The sequence below is a fragment of the Sphingomonas sp. UNC305MFCol5.2 genome, from assembly GCF_000712135.1.
In the GTDB taxonomy this organism is placed as follows: domain Bacteria; phylum Pseudomonadota; class Alphaproteobacteria; order Sphingomonadales; family Sphingomonadaceae; genus Sphingomonas.
Map to the genome: position 1 here is coordinate 1,423,374 of NZ_JOOE01000001.1, position 20,016 is coordinate 1,443,389.

General features: G+C 66.3%; 21 protein-coding genes and 1 riboswitch. Of the genes, 6 read left to right on the top strand and 15 right to left on the bottom strand.

Annotated elements, in window-relative coordinates:
- Positions 1–36: 36 nt before the first annotated feature.
- Positions 37–2,271 carry a ribonuclease R gene (gene rnr / locus BR78_RS0106775; protein ID WP_025560497.1) on the bottom strand — a complete coding sequence of 745 codons (2,235 nt, stop codon included), beginning with the start codon at positions 2,269–2,271 and terminating at the stop codon, positions 37–39.
- Between the two features lie 53 nt (positions 2,272–2,324).
- On the opposite strand from rnr, the gene glpD reads away from it, so the two are divergent.
- Together glpD and BR78_RS0106785 are read left to right on the top strand one after the other, a co-directional pair.
- On the top strand, positions 2,325–3,782 hold the full coding sequence (gene glpD, locus BR78_RS0106780) for a glycerol-3-phosphate dehydrogenase (RefSeq protein ID WP_029725288.1): 1,458 nt from the start codon (positions 2,325–2,327) through the stop codon (positions 3,780–3,782).
- Positions 3,783–3,831: 49 nt separating this feature from the next.
- On the top strand, positions 3,832–4,164 hold the full coding sequence (locus tag BR78_RS0106785) for a PilZ domain-containing protein (RefSeq protein WP_025560494.1): 333 nt from the start codon (positions 3,832–3,834) through the stop codon (positions 4,162–4,164).
- Positions 4,165–4,171: 7 nt separating this feature from the next.
- Here the strand turns inward: BR78_RS0106785 and BR78_RS0106790 are convergent, their stop codons facing one another.
- The 6 genes from BR78_RS0106790 to cas5c all read right to left on the bottom strand — a co-directional run bounded on the left by BR78_RS0106790 (position 4,172) and on the right by cas5c (position 9,100).
- The gene (locus BR78_RS0106790; RefSeq protein WP_029725286.1) at positions 4,172–4,657 is read right to left on the bottom strand and encodes a DUF6644 family protein; all 486 of its coding nucleotides are present in this window, start codon (positions 4,655–4,657) and stop codon (positions 4,172–4,174) included.
- 3 nt (positions 4,658–4,660) lie between these two features.
- Complete coding sequence (locus BR78_RS0106795; RefSeq protein ID WP_025560492.1) at positions 4,661–5,011, bottom strand: DUF6152 family protein; 351 nt, start codon at positions 5,009–5,011, stop codon at positions 4,661–4,663.
- A 48-nt stretch (positions 5,012–5,059) separates the two neighbouring features.
- Positions 5,060–6,082, bottom strand: a complete 1,023-nt coding sequence (locus tag BR78_RS0106800; RefSeq protein WP_025560491.1) for a pectinesterase family protein — start codon at positions 6,080–6,082, stop codon at positions 5,060–5,062.
- 11 nt (positions 6,083–6,093) lie between these two features.
- Positions 6,094–6,699: a TIGR02466 family protein gene (locus BR78_RS0106805; RefSeq protein ID WP_025560490.1), complete on the bottom strand. Its 606-nt coding sequence runs from the start codon at positions 6,697–6,699 to the stop codon at positions 6,094–6,096.
- A gap of 4 nt (positions 6,700–6,703) precedes the next feature.
- Positions 6,704–8,230 (bottom strand): proline--tRNA ligase, encoded by a 1,527-nt coding sequence (gene proS / locus BR78_RS0106810; RefSeq protein WP_029935777.1) that lies wholly within the window; start codon positions 8,228–8,230, stop codon positions 6,704–6,706.
- Between the two features lie 69 nt (positions 8,231–8,299).
- Complete coding sequence (gene cas5c, locus BR78_RS21290; RefSeq protein ID WP_081855627.1) at positions 8,300–9,100, bottom strand: type I-C CRISPR-associated protein Cas5c; 801 nt, start codon at positions 9,098–9,100, stop codon at positions 8,300–8,302.
- A gap of 199 nt (positions 9,101–9,299) precedes the next feature.
- On the opposite strand from cas5c, the gene BR78_RS0106820 reads away from it, so the two are divergent.
- Positions 9,300–10,214, top strand: coding sequence for a DMT family transporter (locus BR78_RS0106820; RefSeq protein ID WP_025560487.1), 915 nt, complete (start codon positions 9,300–9,302; stop codon positions 10,212–10,214).
- On the opposite strand, the gene BR78_RS0106825 is transcribed toward BR78_RS0106820, so the two are convergent.
- The 8 genes from BR78_RS0106825 to BR78_RS0106860 form a co-directional block, all read right to left on the bottom strand.
- Positions 10,209–10,805 (bottom strand): DUF938 domain-containing protein, encoded by a 597-nt coding sequence (locus BR78_RS0106825; RefSeq protein ID WP_029935781.1) that lies wholly within the window; start codon positions 10,803–10,805, stop codon positions 10,209–10,211. The genes BR78_RS0106820 and BR78_RS0106825 overlap by 6 nt on opposite strands.
- Positions 10,802–11,308 (bottom strand): CcdC protein domain-containing protein, encoded by a 507-nt coding sequence (locus BR78_RS0106830; protein ID WP_025560485.1) that lies wholly within the window; start codon positions 11,306–11,308, stop codon positions 10,802–10,804. Before BR78_RS0106830 ends, BR78_RS0106825 begins: the two co-directional genes overlap by 4 nt.
- Before the next feature lie 185 nt (positions 11,309–11,493).
- Positions 11,494–11,886, bottom strand: coding sequence for a DUF6481 family protein (locus BR78_RS0106835; protein ID WP_025560484.1), 393 nt, complete (start codon positions 11,884–11,886; stop codon positions 11,494–11,496).
- Between the two features lie 23 nt (positions 11,887–11,909).
- Positions 11,910–13,478 carry an aminomethyl-transferring glycine dehydrogenase subunit GcvPB gene (gcvPB, locus tag BR78_RS0106840; protein ID WP_025560483.1) on the bottom strand — a complete coding sequence of 523 codons (1,569 nt, stop codon included), beginning with the start codon at positions 13,476–13,478 and terminating at the stop codon, positions 11,910–11,912.
- Positions 13,475–14,833, bottom strand: a complete 1,359-nt coding sequence (gene gcvPA / locus BR78_RS0106845; protein ID WP_025560482.1) for an aminomethyl-transferring glycine dehydrogenase subunit GcvPA — start codon at positions 14,831–14,833, stop codon at positions 13,475–13,477. Before gcvPA ends, gcvPB begins: the two co-directional genes overlap by 4 nt.
- Before the next feature lie 122 nt (positions 14,834–14,955).
- Positions 14,956–15,324, bottom strand: coding sequence for a glycine cleavage system protein GcvH (gcvH, locus tag BR78_RS0106850; protein WP_025560481.1), 369 nt, complete (start codon positions 15,322–15,324; stop codon positions 14,956–14,958).
- A gap of 3 nt (positions 15,325–15,327) precedes the next feature.
- Entirely contained in the window at positions 15,328–16,479 is a 1,152-nt protein-coding gene (gene gcvT, locus BR78_RS0106855) for a glycine cleavage system aminomethyltransferase GcvT (RefSeq protein ID WP_025560480.1), read from the bottom strand.
- Between the two features lie 168 nt (positions 16,480–16,647).
- A riboswitch (glycine riboswitch) is annotated at positions 16,648–16,743 on the bottom strand.
- Between the two features lie 116 nt (positions 16,744–16,859).
- On the bottom strand, positions 16,860–17,498 hold the full coding sequence (locus BR78_RS0106860) for a hypothetical protein (protein ID WP_025560479.1): 639 nt from the start codon (positions 17,496–17,498) through the stop codon (positions 16,860–16,862).
- Between the two features lie 116 nt (positions 17,499–17,614).
- Between BR78_RS0106860 and ispH the strand changes: the two genes are divergently transcribed.
- From ispH to rnhA, 3 genes are read left to right on the top strand one after another with little or no spacing between them, the layout of a single operon-like run.
- Positions 17,615–18,568 carry a 4-hydroxy-3-methylbut-2-enyl diphosphate reductase gene (ispH, locus tag BR78_RS0106865; RefSeq protein WP_025560478.1) on the top strand — a complete coding sequence of 318 codons (954 nt, stop codon included), beginning with the start codon at positions 17,615–17,617 and terminating at the stop codon, positions 18,566–18,568.
- Positions 18,568–19,524: a homoserine kinase gene (gene thrB / locus BR78_RS0106870; protein ID WP_025560477.1), complete on the top strand. Its 957-nt coding sequence runs from the start codon at positions 18,568–18,570 to the stop codon at positions 19,522–19,524. Before ispH ends, thrB begins: the two co-directional genes overlap by 1 nt.
- The gene (rnhA, locus tag BR78_RS0106875; RefSeq protein ID WP_025560476.1) at positions 19,521–19,964 is read left to right on the top strand and encodes a ribonuclease HI; all 444 of its coding nucleotides are present in this window, start codon (positions 19,521–19,523) and stop codon (positions 19,962–19,964) included. The genes thrB and rnhA overlap by 4 nt, the downstream gene beginning before the upstream one ends.
- Positions 19,965–20,016 lie beyond the last annotated feature (52 nt).

Sequence of the window (20,016 nt, forward strand, 5' to 3'; positions counted from 1 at the left end):
GACAGGCTGGCAGGTTCGCGGCTGACACTCAACAGCCTACCGCTTGCGCCCCTGATGCCGGATGTTCGCCGGGCGGCCGCGATGCTTGATCACGCGCTTGGGGGCCCTGCCCCGCTCCTCGCGCCCGCCATTGCTCGACGCCGAACCCTTGCCGTCGGGCAGTTCGAAGCGCAGCGCGCCCGAGATCGGGTTCGCCTCGGCCAGCCGCAGCTGCAGCCGCTGGCCCAGCGCGAAGCTGGTGCCGGTATCGTCGCCGATCAGGCGCTGGCTCGCCTCGTCGTAGCGGAAATATTCGGTGCCGAGGTCGCGGACCGGCACGATCCCGTCGCCGCCGATGCCCTCGATCGTCGCGAAGAAGCCGAAATTCTGCACCCCGGTGATCCGCGCCTCCAGCACCTCGCCGACATGCGCCGAGAGATAGGCGGCGACATAGCGGTCCACCGTCTCGCGCTCGGCCTCCATCGCGCGGCGCTCGAGCGTCGAGATGCTCTCGCCGATCCGCTCCATCGACGCGGCTTCCTCGGGCGTGAGCCCGCCCGGCCCGAGCTTGTAGGCATCGACCAGCGAGCGATGGACGATCAGGTCGGCATAACGCCGGATCGGCGACGTGAAGTGCGCATAGCTTCCCAGCGAAAGCCCGAAATGCCCCGCATTCTGCGGGCCGTAATAGGCCTGGGTCTGGCTGCGCAGCACCTGCTGCATCACTTCGTCGCGGAAATCCGCCTCGCCCACCTGCTCGAGGATACGGTTGAACGTGGCAGGCTTGATCACCTGGCCCAGCGCGAATTCCATGTCGAAGGTCTTGAGATATTCCTTGAGCGCGACGAGCTTCTCGCGCGCCGGCGGCTCGTGGATGCGGTACATCACCGGCGCCTTCTTCGCCTCGAGCGCCTTGGCCGCGGCGACATTGGCCGCGATCATATATTCCTCGATCAGCTTGTGCGCGTCGAGCCGCTCGCGCGGCGCGACCGAAAGGATCCGGCCCATCTCGTCGAGCACGATCCGCCGCTCGGGCAGATCCAGGTCGAGCGGCTCGCGCTTCTCGCGCGCCTTGTACAGCGCCCGCCAGCAAGCCCAGAGCGGACGCAACGCAGTCTCGGTCAGCGGGTGCTCGATCGTGCCGTCGATCGCCGCCTGCGCGTCCTCATAGGCGATGTTCGCGGCGATGCTCACCACTGCGCGGGTGAAGCGCCAGCTCTTGAGCTCGCCATGCTTGCCCACCTGGAGGTGACACGCCAGCGCCGCGCGGTCTTCGCCTTCCTTGAGCGAACACACTTCGGCCGAGAGGATCTCGGGCAACATCGGCACGACGCGATCGGGGAAATAGACCGAATTGCCGCGCTTTCTCGCCTCGCGGTCGAGCTCGGAGCCCGGCCGGACATAGAAGCTGACGTCGGCGATCGCGACCACGGCCTTCCAGCCGCCCTCGTTCTTCGGATCGTCGTCGGGCGTCGCCCATACCGCGTCGTCATGGTCGCGCGCATCGGCCGGATCGATCGCGACGATCGGCAAGTCGCGCAGATCCTCGCGCTCGCCGAGCGGCTGCTTCGAGACGCGCTCGGCCTCCGCCAGCAACTCGTCGGAGAAGACATTGGGGATGCCGTGGCGGTGGATCGCGATCAGCGAGAAGCTGCGCGGCGCGAAAGGATCGCCCAGCCGTTCGGTGACGTGCGCGAAGATGCGCGGCGGCTTGCCCGCCTTGTTGGCGAGCACGAGGTCGCCGGGCTCGGCGCCGTTGCGCTCGGAGATCGGATAGCTGTGGCGATCCTTCTTCTCGACGCCCTGGAGGTAGAGCCGTCCGCCCTCCTCGTGGACGACGCCGAGCACTTGCTCCTCGCTGCGCGCGAGCTTCTTCATCGGATGCGCGATCCAGCCGTTGCCGGCCTCTTCGGTCCGCGCGAGGATCCGGTCGCCCGGTCCCAGCGCGCCGCGCTTGCCGCGCTCGCGCACCCGGAGCCGCGGCACGGGAACGCCCTCGGCCTCCCAGCGCTCGGGCACTGCCCAGACCGTGTCGCCATCGGCGTCGGTGATCCGCAGCACGGTCACCTTGGGGACCCCGCCCATCTTGTGGAAGGCGCGGCCGGGGGCGCTGTCGATCAGTCCCTCGTCCGCCATGTCCTTGAGCAAGGATTTGAGCGCGATCTTGTCCTGCGCGTGCAGCCCGAACGCCTTGGCAATCTCGCGCTTGCCAGCAGGGGTCTGCGATGTGGAAATGAAATCGAGGATCTGCTCCCTTGTGGGCAGACCCGTTCGTTTGTTCTGTTTTGTCATTGGCCCTGAAGATAGGGACTCGCGGCGACTTGTCCAACCGGGTAACTGGTAATGTGCCCTACGACCTCCTCATCGTTGGCGGCGGGATCAACGGCTGCGCGATCGCCCGCGAGGCATCTCTCGCCGGCCTGTCGATCTTGCTCGTCGAGAAGGACGACCTTGCCGGCCACACGAGTTCTGCCTCGACCAAGCTGATCCATGGCGGGCTGCGCTATCTCGAGAACTGGCAGTTCCGGCTGGTGCGCGAGGGACTCCACGAGCGCGAGCGCCTACTCGAAGCCGCGCCGCATTTGATCCGGCCGATGACCTTCGTCCTGCCGCATGCCCATGCGGTCCGCCCCTGGTGGATGGTCCGCGCCGGGCTCTACCTCTACGATCTACTGGCCGGCCAATCCTCCCTGCCCCGTTCCAGGAGCCTTCACCGGGCCGACACTGCCTTCACCGATCCGCTCGCCGGCGATCATAGCGGCTTCGTCTATTCGGACGCCTGGGTCGACGATGCCCGCCTCACCCTCGCCAATGCCCGCGACGCCGCCGCGCACGGCACCGAGATCGCCACCCGGACCGAACTGATCTCGGCAAGCCGCGACGGAGGCGTTTGGAAGGCCCGGCTCTCCGATGACCGCACCGTCGAAGCGCGCGCCCTCGTCAACGCCGCCGGCCCATGGGTGCGAACGCTCCTCGATAGCCTTGCCGTCGAGACTCGTTCGCAGGTCCGGCTGGTCAAGGGCAGCCACATCGTCGTCCCCCGCCTGTTCGAGGGCGATCATGCCTATATCCTCCAGCAGCCCGATCGCCGCATCGTCTTCGCAATTCCCTATGAAGGCGGCTTCACCGAGATCGGCACCACCGACATGCCGGTCGAGCGCCCCGAAGACGCGGTCTGCTCTACCGAGGAAGTCCAGTATCTCTGCGACGCCGTGAACCGCTATTTCACACGCCAGACATCCCCCGCCGATATGGTCTGGAACTGGTCCGGCGTCCGCCCGCTCCACGATGACGGAGCGGCAAAGGCGCAAGCCGTCACGCGCGATTATGTCCTCGAGCTCGACGACAGCGGTGCGCCCCTGCTCTCGGTCTTCGGCGGCAAGATCACCACCGCCCGCGCACTCGCCGAGGAGGCAATGGAGAAGATCGGGCCCTTGCTCGGCATCGAACCGCGCTGCCGAACACGCGCCCGCGTCTTCCCCGGCGGCGGGATCGCCGGATTTGATCTCCATTTGGCCCATGTCCGCGCACGCTGGCCGTTCCTCGGCGAGGATCGCGCGCGGCGCATGGCGCACGCTTATGGAAGCCAGCTCGGCGAGATGCTCCACGACGTTCACGACGAAGCCGGCATGGGCGCCCCCCTCGGTGCCGGCCTCACCGAAGTGGAGGCGCGCTGGATGCACGACTGCGAATGGGCACGCACGCCCGAAGACGTTCTGTACCGCCGCTCCAAGCTCGGCCTCCACATGACCGCCGGCGAACGCGACGCCTTCGCCAAATGGTGGACCGAAATATTCGCTTAATCATTTGTTGATAACTCCACCCCTAGCACTCTGCCGGGGCAGGAGGGTTATGGCGACGCGGCTATCGCAATTCCGGACAGTGGGACCTGCGCTGGTCGAACAGCGTAGCGAGCCGCGGCATCGCATCACCGTCACCCGCGCCACCGTACGCAAGCAGGGCAACCCATCGATCGACGCGATATTGCGCGATCTCTCCGTCTATGGCTGCCGTCTCGCCTGCACCAGCGAACACCCCGAAGGCGAACGCGTCTGGCTGCGCCTTCAGGATAGCGTGCCAGTCCCCGCCACCGTGATCTGGAACGACGGTAATCATATCGGCTGCCGCTTCGACGCGCCGATCGATCGCAGCCTGATGCGCTCGCTCACCCTCGTGATCTGCTGAGTCCGGCTCAGCTATAGGCGATCAGTCGCCCCAACGTCCCGACACCCAGCCACATTAGCAACGACACCAGCGCGCTCGTCCGCCCGATCATCGGCGGTACCGCGCCACCCGCCTCCACGCGCCGCTGCCACACCAGCCTGAACACCACGGCATTGGCGAGCGCCAGCGCGATCAGCATCAGCTTGCGGTGAAAAGTCACCGAGCGCGCCAGCGCCATACCGTCCGAAGCGAACAGGACGGTTCCACTCAGCACCAGCAACGCCAGTCCGCCCAGCGCCACCGGCGTCAGCGCGCGGGACAGCGCCGCGGCGGGCACGTCGCGCCACAATCCCGCAAGCCGCAGATCGACCACACCGATCCCGCCGACGAGCATCACCAGCCCCAGCAAATGTACGCTGTTCACGAACGGATAGGCCCAGGCGCCGCCGCGCGCCCATGGCCCCACGCCCACTGCGTCGAGCCACTGGGCGAAGGCGAGCAGCGTCGCTTCCACCCCTCAGCGCAACTCGATCGTCTTGCCGCCCGCCTGGATGCGCTCGATCCGCATCTCGGCCGTCCCGTCCTTGCGGGCATAGCCGGTCAGCGTCACCGTCTGCCCCTTGTCGATCATCGCCGAAGTAAGCCCGCGCGCTTCCATCCGGGCGACAGGCGCAAGCACCACGTGCCACTGCTTGCCCAGCCAGCGCATCGTCGCGCTGCCGTGCGGATTGGTCCAGGCGACGCCTTGCAGCTTGCCGGTGACGGTGATCGGCTTGGTCTCGTCATACGAGCTCCAGCCATGATGCGCGAATGCAGCGGCCGGGACGGATACCGCCAGCGCCGCGGCGAACAAGGTGATGCGAGACATCGCTTCCTCCAATCGCCCCCGCCGCGGAAGCTAACGCAAAGCGCGCCTTCATGCACTCCCGTCCCAGTCGCCGAGCACGTTCGCGCGGGTGAATTTCGCCGCATCGGCGGCGCTCAGCATCCGCCGCGTCGGCGAGGCCGGGCCGGCGCCGGGGCCGCGGCTGCGATATTCGAACAGCCGCGCTTCCTGCGGGGTGAGCCTGCGCTGCTCGCCGTCCGGCCCCTTATACCCCATCCAGGTCCAGCCTTCGCGGCGGATATGCGTATCCATCCAGCAGTTCAGGAACACCGACTGGCCGGTCAGGGCCATGTTGCCGCCGGCGCGCCACGGCCGCCCCAGCCACACCGAACGCGGCGGCACGCCGCGCTCATGCGTCAGCCGACATTGCGAGAGCACCAGCCCGAAAGGCTGATCCAGCGGCGTGCTCGGCGCGGTGAGGAAGCCGAACTCGGTCACTCCCGGCACATAGCGCGTAACGATCTCGCAGCCTTCGAACCACGCCGCCGCGCCGCCGAAGATGAAGTCGACACCGCCCACGATCCGGCAATCGGCGATCCGCGAGCGCCCCTGCACGTAAAGCGTGTCCTGATAGCCTTCGAGCCAGCAGTGCTCGACCAGCGTCCGGTCCGCCTCGCGCCCGATCACCAGCGCGACCGCCTGCGCGCCATTGCCGGCATTGTCGCGTTTGGCGCCGATATAGTCGAAGCTGTTGCGGATGGTCAGGTTGCGCAAGGTCGTCCCCGGCGCAGAGACGGTCAACGTGCCGGTGCGCCCTGTGCCCCAGTTGTTGCCGTCGGGGTGCTTGAGCCCGGCAAAGGCGCCGAAGCTCAGTACCGTCCCCTGCCCGCTGCCGACGATCGTGACGTTCGGCACGCTGATCGTCAGCTTCTCGACCAGCACGCCTTCGCGCACGAGGATCCGGAACGGCCGCCCACCCGCGGCAGCGGCCCGCTCCAGCGCCTTGCCGAGCGTGCCGGTGCGCGGATCGACGGTAGCGTCCCAGCTTTCCTGCGCTTGCGCCGCCACGGGCAGCGTCAGCGCGCCAACAAGCACCGTCCGTCGATCGACCATGTCATTCCCCGCTACCAGCGATAGTTGAAGCTCACGCTGATCCTCTTGCCCTTGCCCGATCCGGCCGGGACCTCGTGCCGCAGCCAGCTTTCCCACAACAGCACGGTCCCCGGCTCGGGCACGACCTCGACGAAGCTGCGCAGCGCCTCGGCCACGTCGGGCCGCCGCGGCGGCGCCGCCATCATCATCGGCAGCCGCGGATCCTCGAGCCGCAGCCCCCGCGCGCCCGCCGGCAACGCGACATAGACCGTGCCCGAGATCACGCTGTGCGGATGCACGTGCCCGCTATGCCCGCCCCCGCCGTTCAGGACGTTTACCCACAGGCTGTCGAGCTTGAGCTTCTTGCCGCCCAGCTCGAACCCGCAGACGTCGGCAAACTTCGCGACATGCCTGTCGAGCAGGCGCTTGAGATCGGCGAAGACCGGGTCGCGGATCGGCAGGTCGTTCAGCGAGGCATAAGAGGTATAGCCTTGATAGCCATGCTCCTTCGCCCAGCCGCGCCCTGCCTTGTCATCCTCGGCGAGCTGGAGGCACGAGGTTTCGAGCTCCCCGATCAGCGCATCGTCGCCCAATGCCTCCTGGTAGAGTTGGGAGGCGAAGAGGGACCGGACCGCCACGGGTTCAATAGGCCCGCGCGACCAGGATCCGCTCGACCGCGGGCGCGCCGGTGAAGATGCACGCGCCTTCCGCCGCCGCAGCGTCGCCCGGCACATTGCGGAAGGTGAGCTTCAGCGCCTTCAGCCGCTCGACCACCTTGTCGAGCTCGGCGCCGCTCGGCTTCGACCAATTGACTTCGACCCAGCCGGGCTTCGCGCCCTCGAACGCCTTTTCCAGCGCGGCAAAGTCGCTCACGTCGCGGCGGATGTTGCTATCCATCCGCTCACGCGCCTGGGCGTGCAGCGCCTGCTGGATGCTCTCCAGCATCTGCGTCGCCTCGTCGACCAGCTGCCCGCGCGCGACCACAAAGCTGTCGAGCTTGCCGTCCTCGCGATAGAGCCGGTCGCGGCGGATTACCGAGACATTGCCGCCGGCGACGTCGCGCCCGCCAACCTCGATCACGATCGGCGCGCCCTTCTTCACCCAGCCCCAGCGCTTGGCGGCGGCCTTGGCAGGGCGCAGATCGAGCAACGCACGCACCGGCTCGCCGAACACGCTGAACACCGCCATTTCCTGCTGCAGCGTCTTGCAATAATCGACGATCTCGGCGTCTTCGGGCTGATCCCGCAGCATCGGCACGATCACGATCTGCCAAGGCGCGATCCGCGGCGGGACGCGCAGCCCGTCATCATCGCCATGCACCATGATCACGCCGCCGATCATGCGGGTCGACACGCCCCAGCTCGTGGTCTGCGCCAGTTCCTGCTGCCCTTCGGCATTCTGGAACTTGATATTCTGCGCGCTCGAGAAGGTGGTGCCTAGGAAATGGCTGGTGCCTGCCTGAAGCGCCTTGCCATCCTGCATCATCGCTTCGATGCTGTAGGTCGATACCGCGCCCGGGAAGCGTTCATTCTCGGGTTTCTCACCCGCGACCACCGGCATCGCGAGGCAATCCTCGGCGAACGACCGGTACACTTCGAGCATCTTGAGCGTTTCCTCGCGCGCCTCGGCTTCGCTCGCGTGCGCGGTATGCCCTTCCTGCCAGAGGAATTCCGAGGTCCGCAGGAACATCCGCGTGCGCATCTCCCAGCGCACCACATTGGCCCATTGGTTGATCAGCACCGGCAGATCGCGCCACGACTGGACCCAACGGGAGAAGGCTGCGCCGATCACTGTCTCCGAAGTCGGCCGCACGACTAGCGGCTCCTCCAATTTGGCCTCGGGGTCGGGAACCAGCTTCCCATCCTTCTGGACGAGCCGGTGGTGCGTGACGACGGCCATCTCCTTGGCGAAGCCGTCGACATGCTCGGCTTCCTTCTCGAAATAGGAGAGCGGAATGAAGAGCGGAAAATAGCAATTCTCGTGCCCGGTCGCCTTGATGCGATCGTCGAGCAGGCGCTGGATGCGCTCCCAGATACCGTATCCCCACGGCCGGATGACCATGCATCCGCGCACCCCGCTCTCCTCGGCCAGATCGGCTTCCGAGATGACGGCTTGGTACCAGGCGGCGAAATCGGCTTCGCGAGTGACGTTGAGAGCATGCTTGATCATGGCTGCGGATTAGCGGCCCACGATGCCGGGTCAATGGTGCGGTGAGAGTCAGCGCCCTTGATGTGCCGGCTAGCGTGGCAGCTGGGCGCTTCCGGGCAAAGGTACCCTGATCTCTCCGCGAACCATATGCGGTCGGAAAAAACGCAATCTGCCATCCGTGGGACAGAGATCATGAACCATCCACCCCAAGTCCTTGTCCTGAAGATCGCCTCGGCAAACCGGCGGAACCAGCGAAGATTCGCCTTCGATCAACGTCAGTTTGGCGGGATATTCCGGCAGCCCCAGATAAGGCTCGCGGAAGTATCGGCCATGGCGAAGAGCGCGCCCGAACATCTTCGTATGCTGCGCCGGGTTTCCCGTCGCGGACATCATTTTAAAACGAGCATCGATCACATAGGCCGGTTCGAGAAGCACGATCCGCTGTGCGTCTCCCCGTTGAAACTGGGGGGCAAGGTTCAAGTCGCTGACGGGTTCCAGCGATCGCACACCATCATCTGAGACATATCCAAAGCGGATCGGCGCGACCACGCGGATGACGTCTATCTGCCATCGTATCTCCCGACGCCAATAGACGGCCTCGAAGATTCGTCGGGCGGCAATAGGCGTTATCACGTCGTAGCTCACTCGATCGCTCGCGAACTCTGGCCTAGGAAAACAGGCCATCTGCCCAGACACATGCAACCGAAAAGGCAAGCGCGTTCCTAACTCGTTTCCTCTTTGTCTTCGTGTTGTTCCTAGCACGCCCTTCGTTCGATCCACGCTGAACTTTCTCCGTTCTGGAGTCAGTTGTCCAAAGAGCAACCCATCGGATGGCTTAAGATATGCTCGCTGCCCGCTCGTGCGGGTCTCTGATCGAAGGAAGCGTTTCATGTCCCGAGAATCCGATGTCCGCTGCACGGTCCGCGTGGGTAGGCTGGTGTTGGCGTTGACGGTCCCGTCGCGTCTCGTCGAAACTGTTGTCGCAACCCCGCGGTCATGCGGCACTCGAGCCAGGCATGGTTGCAGTTGCCCGCACGGATAAGTGAAGCGCAGGGTTGTGCGGCGCAGTACTGCCCCCTAACCGAACTCCGTGGCGCACGCGAGAACCGACAGTATCTTCAAGGGCCTTGCGCTGCGTCTTTTCGCAATCCTGTGCCTGTCGACCATGTCGGCGCTGATCAAGCTCGCCGAGACGCGCGGTGCGACTCTCGTCGAGACGATGTTCCACCGCCAGCTCTGGGCGGTTCCGATGGTCACGGCGTGGATCGTGATGGGCCCCGGGCTCGGCTCGATTCGCACGAAACGTTTCGGCGCGCACGTCACCCGCACCGCGATCGGGCTCACCGGCATGGTCTTCACCTTCGGGGCAGTGCTGCTGCTGCCGCTCGCCGAGGCGACCACGCTCCAGTTCACCGTCCCCATCTTCGCCACCCTGCTCGGGGCGCTGGTGCTGCGCGAAAAGACCGGCTGGCATCGCTGGGGCGCAGTGGTGATCGGTTTCGTCGGCGTGCTCGTCGTCGCCCAGCCGGGCAGCGGCCAATTCCCGTTGTTCGGCGCTTTTGTCGGACTGATGGCGGCCTTGTTCGTCGCGATCGTCGCGATCACGCTGCGCCAGATCGGCAGGACCGAAAGTGCCGGCACCACGGTCTTCTGGTTCTCCGTCCTGTCGCTACCCCCCCTCGGCCTGGCGTATCTCTTCCAGCTCCAGGCGCACGACTGGCTGACCTGGGCGAATCTGATCGCGATCGGCCTCATCGGCGGCGTCGCCCAGCTGGCGCTGACTGCGTCGGTCCGCTTCGCACCGGTTTCGACCGTCATCCCGATGGACTATTCGAGCCTGATCTGGGGGACCTTCTACGGCTGGCTGATCTTCAGCGCCTGGCCGACGCCGTGGACGTGGCTCGGCGCGCCGATCATCATCGCCAGCGGGCTCTACATCGTCTGGCGCGAGCGCGTGCTCCATGTCCGCAACACCGAGGGCGCGAGCGACGCGGCCGCCTCATGATTCGCGGCGGAAAACAAGACTGAGATTGTTCGCCGGCATCGTCACGATCCGGTCGAGCAGCAACCCGCGTGCCGCCGCCGCAGCCGAGACCTCCTCGACGTGGCGCAGCCCCCAGGCCGGGTTGCGGGTGTTGAGCGAAACATCGAACGCCTCGTTCGATTCGGCGGTCGGCACGCCGCGCTGGCGATACGGCCCGTAAAGGATCAGCGGCGCGCCCGGCGCGAGCAACTGCCCCGCCCCTGCCATCAGCCCGAGAGTCGCTTTCCAGGGGCTGATATGTACCATGTTTACGCAGAGGATCGCATCGGCCGCCGCCACCGGCCAATCCGCCTCTGCCGCATCCAGTGCGATCGGCGGCAGCACATTGGCCATCCCCGCGCACCATTCGGCGATCGACGCCAGCGCGTCATCATCGGGATCGCTCGGCTGCCACGTCAGATCGGGGAAGCGTTCGGCGAAGAAGGCGGCATGCTCGCCGCTTCCGCTCGCCACTTCGAGCACCAGCCCGCGATCGGGCAATTCCTCGCCCAGCACCGCCGCGATCGGCTCGCGGTTGCGCTCGGTCGCGGGCGCGTGACGCCGCGCGCTCATGCCCCACGCGCCGCGGCGAGCAGCTTGCGCGCGCGCAGCCACATCTCGAGCCGTTGCGTCGCCAAAAGCCCCAATGCGAGGGCGACCAGCACGTCGGTCAGCGTCATCACGTCGAGCGCCATTCCGGGCGCAATCTCACGCGCACCGGTTCGGACCAGAATCAGCACGAGGATCAGCAGCATCGCCGCGGGAGATGCGCGCTGCGACATTTCATGCGTTTCGGGATCGACGCTGATCCGCATCATCCGGCCGCGCTGCCAGCCCAGCGCCACACCCACCGCGAGCGCGATCAGGCACCAGAGCCAGGCAAGTCCCACTGGCGGGTGCGCCCAATAGGCGACCGCCGCCACCACGATATAGATCGCGGGCACGATCCACAGCCGCTCGATCTTGAGCGGCCGCTCGCGGCCTATCCGCCGCAACCGGAAAGCCATGACGATGGCCAGAATGACGACAGGGATCGCGAGGCGGAGCCAGTCGGACTGCGGATTCGCGGCGTTCATGGCGCCATGTTGTGGCGAGCGCGCCGCGCTTGGCAAGCGCCCCATTGCGAGCGCCGCCGGACCAGAAAGGGACGCCGTGCTCCGGCCGAGGCCGGAGTGTTGGATGCAAGCGCAGCAGGTTCGGCCAAGGCTCCGGCCTTCGCCGGAGCGCTGCAACCGGGGAAGGCGCTCTGCCCGAAGGTCGTTTACTTGCCGCCCTTGCGCGCCGGATAGCGGCTGTCGCTGCCGCGCGGAGGAAGCGTTAGTGCAGCGGCCATCTTGGCCTTGGCCGCCTCGGCCGCAGCGGCCTTCTCGGCCAGCTTGGCGGCAGCCCGCTCTTCGGCCGCACGTATTTCGGCGAGGCGCGCCGCCTCGGCATCCGCCTTGGCCTGTTCGATCGCAGCCTTCTGCGCGTCGATCGCGGCCTGCTTCGCTGCGCGCTCCGCTTCCACCGCGGCTTCACGGGCAAGGCGTGCCGCCTTGCGCTCGGCCAGCTCGGCCTCGCTCAGCTTGGGAGCGGCCTTGAGCTTCTCGAGCAGCGCCTTCTTGGCGTCGGCCGAGCGGCCGGCGCGGTCACGGAAAGTATCGTTATACGTCATTCGGTATTCAAACTCCTGCGCGGCTATTCCGCCGCCTCCGCCCGTTGGGGCTCCTTATATACCAGCACCGGCCTGCGCGCGGCGAGCGTCTCGTCGAGTCGCCGGCGCGGTGCGAAATGCGGCGCGGTCTTGATCGCGAGATCGCCGCCCTTAGCCCGTTCGGCCACAGAACGGAAGGCACCGATGAATTGATCGAGCGTAGCCTTGCTTTCAGTCTCGGTCGGCTCGACCAGCATCGCCCCGTGGACGACCAGCGGGAAATAGACCGTCATCGGGTGGAAACCCTCGTCGATCAGCCCCTTGGCCACGTCGATCGTCGAGAATCCTTCGGGCAGTCCCTTATCGCTGAAGATCGCCTCATGCATACACGGACCCGATTTGGCGAAGGGCGCGTCGAGCACATCCTCCATCGATCGCAGGATGTAATTGGCATTGAGCACCGAATCCTCGGCAACCTGCCGCAGCCCGTCCGCGCCGTGACTGAGGATATAGGTCAGCGCCCGAGTGAACATCCCCATCTGGCCGTGGAACGCGACCATCCGGCCGAAGCTCGACGCGTGATGCTCGCCCGCAGTCTCTTCCTCGACCAGAACGAAATGATCGCCCTGCTTCTCGACGAAGGGCAAAGGCGCGTAGGGCGTCAGCGCTTCGGAGAACACCACCGGCCCCGAGCCCGGCCCGCCGCCGCCATGCGGAGTCGAGAAGGTCTTGTGGAGGTTGATGTGCATCGCATCGATGCCGAGGTCGCCCGGACGCACCCGGCCGACGATCGCGTTGAAGTTCGCACCGTCGCAATAGACGAAGCCGCCCGCCGCGTGCACCGCGTCGGAGATCGCCTTCATGTCGGGCTCGAACAACCCGCAGGTGTTGGGGTTGGTGATCATCACGCCGGCCACGTCCGGCCCCAGCCGCGCCTTGAGCGCTTCGAGGTTGACGCGGCCGGCCTCGGTCGCGGGAATGTCCTCGACCGAGAAGCCGGCGAACGCCGCGGTGGCGGGATTTGTGCCGTGCGCACTCTCGGGCACCAGCAGCACTTTCCGGGCCTGCTCACCCTTGGCGTCGAGTGCCGCGCGAATCGCCAGCACGCCGCAAAGCTCGCCATGGGCGCCGGCCTTGGGGCTCATCGCCACCGAATGCATGCCGGTCAGCGTCACCAGCCAATGCGCGAGCTGATGGATCACTTCGAACGCGCCCTGGCAGGCATCGACCGGCGTCAACGGGTGCAGATCGGCAAAGCCGGGCAGCCGTGCCATCCGCTCGTTCAATCGCGGATTGTGCTTCATCGTGCACGAGCCGAGCGGGAACAGCCCCAGGTCGATCGCATAATTCTGCCGGCTGAGGCGGGTGTAATGGCGCACCGCCTCGGGCTCGGACAGGCCGGGAAGGCCGATCGCCTTCGAGCGCTCCAGTCCGCCCAGCCGCGACTTGCCCGAGGGCGCCTCGGCGAAATCGACACCGGTGGTCTCGGTCGAGCCGATCTCGAAGATCAAAGGCTCTTCCAGCATCAGCGCGCGGTTGCCGGTGAAGGTCTGGCCGCCGCTCTCGCCGGCCTGCGGGGTCGTGGGGCGCCAGCCGCTCTGGTTGATCGTCATGCCAGCGCCTCCTCGAGCGCGGAGGCAAGCGTCTCGACGTCCTCCTCGGTGGTGGTTTCGGTGACCGCGACGACGAGCCCGTTCTGCAGTTCGGCGGCGTCGGGATAGAGCCGGCCGAGCGACACGCCGGCCAGGATGCCCTTGTCCGCCAGCGCGCGGACCACGGGACGCGCTTCCTTCGAAAGCTTCAGCGTGAACTCGTTGAAGAAGCGGTCGGTGACCAGTTCGACGCCATCGACTTCGGCCAGCCGATCGGCGGCGGCGCTGGCGGCGACATGGTTGATCTCGGCCAAACGGCGTAGCCCGGCCTCACCCAGCAAGGTCATATGTGCCGACATCGCCAGCGCGCAGAGCACCGAGCTGGTGCAGATGTTCGAGGTCGCCTTCTCGCGGCGGATATGCTGCTCGCGGGTGCTGAGCGTCAGCACGAAGCCGCGCTTGCCTTCCGCATCGACGGTCTCGCCGCAAAGCCGCCCCGGCATCTGGCGGACCAGCTTCTCCGAGCAGGCGAACAGCCCGACATAGGGCCCGCCGAACTGCAGCCCGACGCCGATCGACTGGCCCTCGCCGACGACGATGTCGGCACCCATCTCGCCCGGCGAACGAATCGCCCCCAGCGCCACCGGTTCGGTCACCACCGCGACGAGCAGCGCTTTCTTCGCATGGCACGCTTCGGCGAGCGCGCTCATGTCCTCGATCCGGCCGAGAATGTCGGGGTATTGGACCACGACGCAGCTGGTGCCGTCGTCGATCGCATTGATCAGGTCGAGCGTGTCGGGCTCGGGCGACAGCGTCGGCAGCGAAGTCACGAGCTGATCGCCGGTGAACTTCGCCATCGTCTTCGCGACCGAGACGTAGTGCGGGTGCAGTCCGCCCGAAAGGATCGCCTTGCCGCGCTTCGTCACCCGCCGCGCCATCGTGATCGCTTCCCAGCACGCCGTCGAGCCGTCGTACATCGACGCGTTCGCCACGTCGCAGCCGAGCAGCCGCGCGACCTGGGTCTGGAATTCGAACATCACCTGCAGCGTGCCCTGCGCGATCTCGGGCTGGTAGGGCGTGTATGCCGTGAGAAACTCGCCGCGCTGGATCAGGTGATCGACCGATGCCGGCACGTGATGGCGATATGCCCCTGCCCCGAGGAAGAAGGGAACGTCGCCCGCGGCGAGATTCTTCTTCGCCAGAGCCGACATGTGGCGCTCGACCGCGAGTTCGCTGGCGTGGAGCGGCAGGCCGTGGATCGGTCCATCGAGCCGGCCCGCGGCGGGCACGTCAACGAACAGATCGTCGACCGACTTGGCACCGATCGTGGCGAGCATCGCCTCACGGTCGGTCTGGGTAAGGGGCAGATAGCGCATTCAATATCTCCCCCCTCCCTTCCAAGGGAGGGGTTGGGGGTGGGTGAGCGCCCCAGGCGTATCGCTCGCGGAGGGCACCCGCCCCCCGGCCCCCTCCCTTGGAAGGGAGGGGGAGCTGGGACTTAAAGCTTGCTCACGAAATCCTGGTAGGCGGCCTCGTCCATCAGGCTGTCGAGCTCGCCCGCATCGGCCAGCGTCAGCTTGAAGAACCAGCCTTCGCCTTCGGGATCTTCGTTCACCAGCGCGGGATTGTCGGCGAGCGCGGCATTGCCTTCGATCACCGTGCCGGCGACCGGCGCGTAAACGTCCGACGCTGCCTTGACGCTTTCGACCACCGCGGCGTCGTCGCCCTTGCTGACCGTCTTGCCCTCTTCGGGGGTCTCGACGAACACGATGTCGCCCAGCTGGCCCTGCGCGTAATCGGTGATGCCGACCGTGGCGACATCGCCATCGACCTGGATCCACTCATGATCTTCAGTGAAATAACGCATGAGTCAGCTTCCCTTCCTGACGTAACGATGGGGGACGAAGGGCATCTGGACGACCTCCGCGTGGTGGACTTTGCCGCGCTGGGCAAGCGTGATGCGTGTGCCGGGCACGGCGAGCGCAGTCGGCACATAGGCCATGGCGATCGGCTTCTGGACGCTCGGCGCGAACCCGCCCGAAGTCACCTTGCCGACTTCGCTACCCTCGGCATCGACCACTGCAGCCCCTTCGCGCACCGGCTGGCGGCCCTCGACGATCAGCCCGACCCGTTTGACGATCGGCCCCTGCTCGCGCTCGAGCATGATGCGCGCATGGCCCGGGAAGCCGCCCTCCTCGCGCCGGCGCTTCTTGAGGGCGAAACCGAGAGCGGCGGAAACCGGCGTGGTCTCGGTATCGAGATCGTGACCGTAGAGCGGCAGATCGGCCTCGAGCCGCAGCGAATCGCGCGCGCCCAGTCCGATCGGCTTGACTTCGGGCTGCGCGGTCAGCGCATCGGCGAAAGCCTCCACACCCCTTCCCGGCAGCGAAATTTCGAAGCCGTCCTCACCCGTATAGCCAGAGCGGCTGATCCAGAGCGGCACGTGCTCCCCGGCGTCCGAGCGCCAATCGAAACCCGCTCCTGTCATGAAGACCAAGCTAGACACGCCCGGCACCAGGCGCCCCAGCGCTTCGGCGGCTTTCGGACCCTGCAAAGCGAGCAAGGCATGCTCATCAAGATGATTGATGGTGATCTCGTCAGGCAGATGCTCGCGCAGATGGGCGATGTCGTCATACTTCACGGCACCATTGACCACCATGTACAACCCCTGTGCCCAGCGGGTGACCATCAGATCGTCGAGAATGCCGCCATTCTCCGCCAGCAGCAGCGAATAGGACTGTGCATTCTCTTTCAGGCCCTTGATATCCGCCGGGATCAGCGCCTCCAGAGCATCGTCCAGGCCAGGCCCATCAAGCACGAGCTGGCCCATGTGACTGACGTCGAACAGCCCGGCATGCTCGCGCGTCCAAAGGTGCTCGGCCATGATGCCTTCATACTGGACGGGCATTTCGTAGCCGGCGAACGGGACCATCCGCCCGCCCCGCGCACGGTGCCAGCTATCGAGCGGCAACTGCAGGAGCTCCAGCGCTTCTTCGCCGTCTTCGATGGGATCGTGGCTCATTCCGGATACTCCGCGCGAGGCTGAACGAGGTACTGAACCACGCACATGCGCGGCAGAGTCCCTCGCCCCCTCTGTCACGGAACCTGAGAGCTTTCGCGCCACTCTCTTGAGAGAGCATCCGCTTACCCCTTCGGTGGCCGCCTCTTCGGCGACGCTTTCCAGAGTGTCACAGCGCGCGCGGTCCCTGGTGCCTGAGAGATTCCGGGGCGGTTGCTCCTTCGGCGGGCGGCCCTCAAAGGGCCGCCACTCTCCCGCGCGTGCCTATGCCGGTTGCCCGCCATCGACGCGTGCAGCCTTGGCCGGGGGGGTGATTCGAGTCAATCGCGAAACGCTCGCCTTCCCTTCTCTGACTCCCTTCCCTGCAAGGTAGAGGAAACAGGTCAGCGCGTGACGTTGTACTTCAGCTGATCCTCGGTGAGCTGGAAGCCGACCAGCGCCTCGAAAGTGGAGGAGAGCACCGCCGAGCGGATCGCCGGATCGGCGAGCGGGTCCATCGCCGCGGCCTGATCGCCCGCTTTGCGTTTCTCCGTCAGCCGCTTCCGCACCTCCTCGGGCAGCGTCGCCGCCGCACGGTCGATGCTGGCAGTAGCCTGTCCGGTGGTTTGCGCGCGGATCTGCCCCTCGGCGAAACGCACCGTCACCTGGCCGATCCGCTTGGCGGTAACCGACGTCCCACCGCGCACCACAGTGATGAAATAGGGCAAAGTCACGTCGCGCGCCGGGCCCGGCTGGTTGCGCCGCGCAAGCACGTCGAAGGTCAAATTGGCCTGGATCTGCGGGCCAGCCTCGTCGCAAGTCGACTGGAGGTTGGTGAGCACCGCGACCACGTCGATCGCGCTCGCCTCGCGGCTGGTCGCCGGGTTGAACAAGGTGACGTCACCGGTGCCGGCGGGCACACCGACATGCGGGCAGGCCGAGCGCACCGCGGAGATGCCGCCCTCGGTAATCTCGCCGGTGCGAGAGCAGCCGCCGGCGGCCAGCAGGATCATAATGGGAACGGCGAGCTTGGCGAGCGACACGGGCGGTACACCTTTCAGACGGAACAACGGGCCGCGCGCAAGCGAGGCCCGGAAACGCCGGCACCATAGGAACCGCCTTTCGCCCGCGCAAGCAATCGCGTAGAGCCCGCTTCGCCATGGACGCGACCCGGAAACCGCCGCTCGATCTGCTCATCGCCGCCCCGCGCGGCTTCTGCGCGGGCGTCGACCGCGCGATCCGCATCGTCGAGCTGGCGATCGAGAAATACGGTGCGCCGGTCTATGTGCGCCACGAGATCGTCCACAACAAATACGTCGTCGACAGCCTCAAGGCGAAGGGCGCGATCTTCGTCGAGGAACTCGATCAGGTGCCCGACGGCGTGCCGGTGGTATTCTCCGCGCACGGCGTGCCCAAGGCGGTTCCCGCCAAGGCGGCCGAGCGCGGCCTCTCTTATCTCGACGCCACCTGCCCGCTGGTTTCCAAAGTCCATCGCCAGGCCGAGCGGCTGGTCGCGGCGGGACGGCACATATTGTTCATCGGCCATGCCGGGCATCCGGAGGTGATCGGCACCTTCGGCCAGGTGCCTGCGGGCACGATGACCCTGGTCGAGACCGTTGCGGATGCCGAAGCGGTCGTCGTCGGCGATCCCGAGAACCTCGCCTTCCTGACCCAGACGACGCTCTCGGTTGACGACACGGCGGCAGTGCTCGCGGTGTTGAAACGGCGTTTCCCCGCGATCCTCGCGCCCGGCGCCGATGACATCTGCTACGCGACTTCGAACCGTCAGAGCGCGGTCAAGGCGCTCGCCGAACAGGTCGATATGGTGCTGGTGATCGGATCGCCCCAATCGTCCAATTCGATGCGGCTCGTCGAAGTGGCAGTGCGCAACGGCACCCGCTCGACGCTGATCCAGCGCGCCGACGATATCGACTTCGCCTGGTTCGAGGGCGTGCGCAAGGTCGGGATCACCGCCGGCGCTTCAGCGCCGGAATTGCTGGTGCGCGAAGTCGTCGAACAGATCGCAACGCGATTCGACGTGACCGAGCGCGAAGTCGAAACCGTCGCAGAGAACATCGCCTTCAAGCTGCCCCGCGGCCTCGAAGCCGCCTGATGGCCGTCTATACGCAAGTCTCCGCCGAGGCACTGGCGGATTTTCTCGCGCGCTTCGACATGGGCGAACTCGTTTCGGCCAAGGGCATCGCCGAAGGCGTCGAGAATTCGAACTATCTGGTCGACACGACCAAAAGCCGGTTCATCCTGACGCTGTACGAGAAGCGTGTCTCGGCCGACGACCTGCCCTTCTTCCTCGCCTTGCTCGATCATCTCGCCGATCGCGGCCTGCCGGTCCCGCCGGCCGTGCCCGACCGCACGGGCCGCACGATCCACGAGATCGAGGGCCGCCCGGCCTGCCTGATCCAGTTCCTGTCCGGCGTTTCGGTCTCGCACCCCACGCCGAAACAGGCCCGCGCCGCCGGTGCCGCCATGGGCCGGATGCACGAGGCGCTGCGCGACTTCACGCTCGAGCGCCCCAATTCGCTCGGCCCTGACGATTGGCGCCCGCTGTTCGAGCGGTGCGGTCGCGATATGGATGCGATCCGGCCCGGCCTTTACGATCATGTGGACAAGGCTCTGGACAGATTGTTGGCAAGCTGGCCGCGCGACCTGCCGCGCGCCGCGATCCACGCCGATCTGTTTCCCGACAATGTGCTGATGCTCGGCGATCGCATCACCGGCCTGATCGATTTCTATTTCGCCTGCACCGAAGTGCGGGCGTACGACCTCGCCGTAATGCACGGCGCCTGGGCGTTCGACGCCGCCGGGGCGCAATATGACGCCGGGGTCGGCCAGGCATTGGTCGAAGGCTACGCTGCAAATTTCGAACTGCTGCCTGATGAGCGCGTCGCGCTGCCCGTGCTCGCCGAAGGCGCGGCGATCCGCTTCTTCCTGACCCGCATGTGGGACTGGCTCAATACGCCTGCCGATGCGTTGGTCACGCGCAAGGATCCGCTCGCTTATCTGCGCCGGCTCGATTTCTATGCCGAACACGGAGCGGCGATCTTCGCGTGACCGAGCTTCAGCACGTCGAGATCGCCACCGATGGCGCGTGCAAGGGCAATCCGGGGCGCGGCGGCTGGGGCGTGGTGCTGCGGATGGGCGGCGTCGAGAAGGAAATGTCGGGCGGCGAGCCCCATACCACCAACAACCGCATGGAGCTGATGGCGGCGATCCAGGGGCTCAAGGCGCTCAAACGCCCATGCCGCGTCACGCTCTCGACCGACAGTCGCTACGTGATGGACGGCCTCACGAAATGGATCCACGGCTGGCTCAAGAACGGCTGGCGGACCTCGGACAAAAAGCCGGTCAAGAATGCCGACTTGTGGCAGGAACTGCTCGCGGCGTCGAAGCCGCATCGTGTCGAATGGGTGTGGGTAAAGGGCCATGCCGGCCATCCCGACAACGAGCGCGCCGACAAACTCGCCAGCGACGCCGCTTTGTCTCAGCATTGACTGAAAACCGGGCGGCGGAACGCGGCCATGTCGTCAACAGCGATTGGGTGCC

Excerpts from the sequence above, each read along its gene's own strand:
- rnr (WP_025560497.1), bottom strand. The coding sequence starts at position 2,271 with ATGACAAAACAGAACAAACGAACGGGTCTGCCCACAAGGGAGCAGATC.
- BR78_RS0106785 (WP_025560494.1), top strand. The coding sequence starts at position 3,832 with ATGGCGACGCGGCTATCGCAATTCCGGACAGTGGGACCTGCGCTGGTC.
- BR78_RS0106795 (WP_025560492.1), bottom strand. The coding sequence starts at position 5,011 with ATGTCTCGCATCACCTTGTTCGCCGCGGCGCTGGCGGTATCCGTCCCG.
- BR78_RS0106800 (WP_025560491.1), bottom strand. The coding sequence starts at position 6,082 with ATGGTCGATCGACGGACGGTGCTTGTTGGCGCGCTGACGCTGCCCGTG.
- proS (WP_029935777.1), bottom strand. The coding sequence starts at position 8,230 with ATGATCAAGCATGCTCTCAACGTCACTCGCGAAGCCGATTTCGCCGCC.
- cas5c (WP_081855627.1), bottom strand. The coding sequence starts at position 9,100 with ATGAAACGCTTCCTTCGATCAGAGACCCGCACGAGCGGGCAGCGAGCA.
- BR78_RS0106825 (WP_029935781.1), bottom strand. The coding sequence starts at position 10,805 with ATGAGCGCGCGGCGTCACGCGCCCGCGACCGAGCGCAACCGCGAGCCG.
- BR78_RS0106830 (WP_025560485.1), bottom strand. The coding sequence starts at position 11,308 with ATGAACGCCGCGAATCCGCAGTCCGACTGGCTCCGCCTCGCGATCCCT.
- BR78_RS0106835 (WP_025560484.1), bottom strand. The coding sequence starts at position 11,886 with ATGACGTATAACGATACTTTCCGTGACCGCGCCGGCCGCTCGGCCGAC.
- gcvPB (WP_025560483.1), bottom strand. The coding sequence starts at position 13,478 with ATGACGATCAACCAGAGCGGCTGGCGCCCCACGACCCCGCAGGCCGGC.
- gcvPA (WP_025560482.1), bottom strand. The coding sequence starts at position 14,833 with ATGCGCTATCTGCCCCTTACCCAGACCGACCGTGAGGCGATGCTCGCC.
- gcvH (WP_025560481.1), bottom strand. The coding sequence starts at position 15,324 with ATGCGTTATTTCACTGAAGATCATGAGTGGATCCAGGTCGATGGCGAT.
- gcvT (WP_025560480.1), bottom strand. The coding sequence starts at position 16,479 with ATGAGCCACGATCCCATCGAAGACGGCGAAGAAGCGCTGGAGCTCCTG.
- ispH (WP_025560478.1), top strand. The coding sequence starts at position 17,615 with ATGGACGCGACCCGGAAACCGCCGCTCGATCTGCTCATCGCCGCCCCG.
- thrB (WP_025560477.1), top strand. The coding sequence starts at position 18,568 with ATGGCCGTCTATACGCAAGTCTCCGCCGAGGCACTGGCGGATTTTCTC.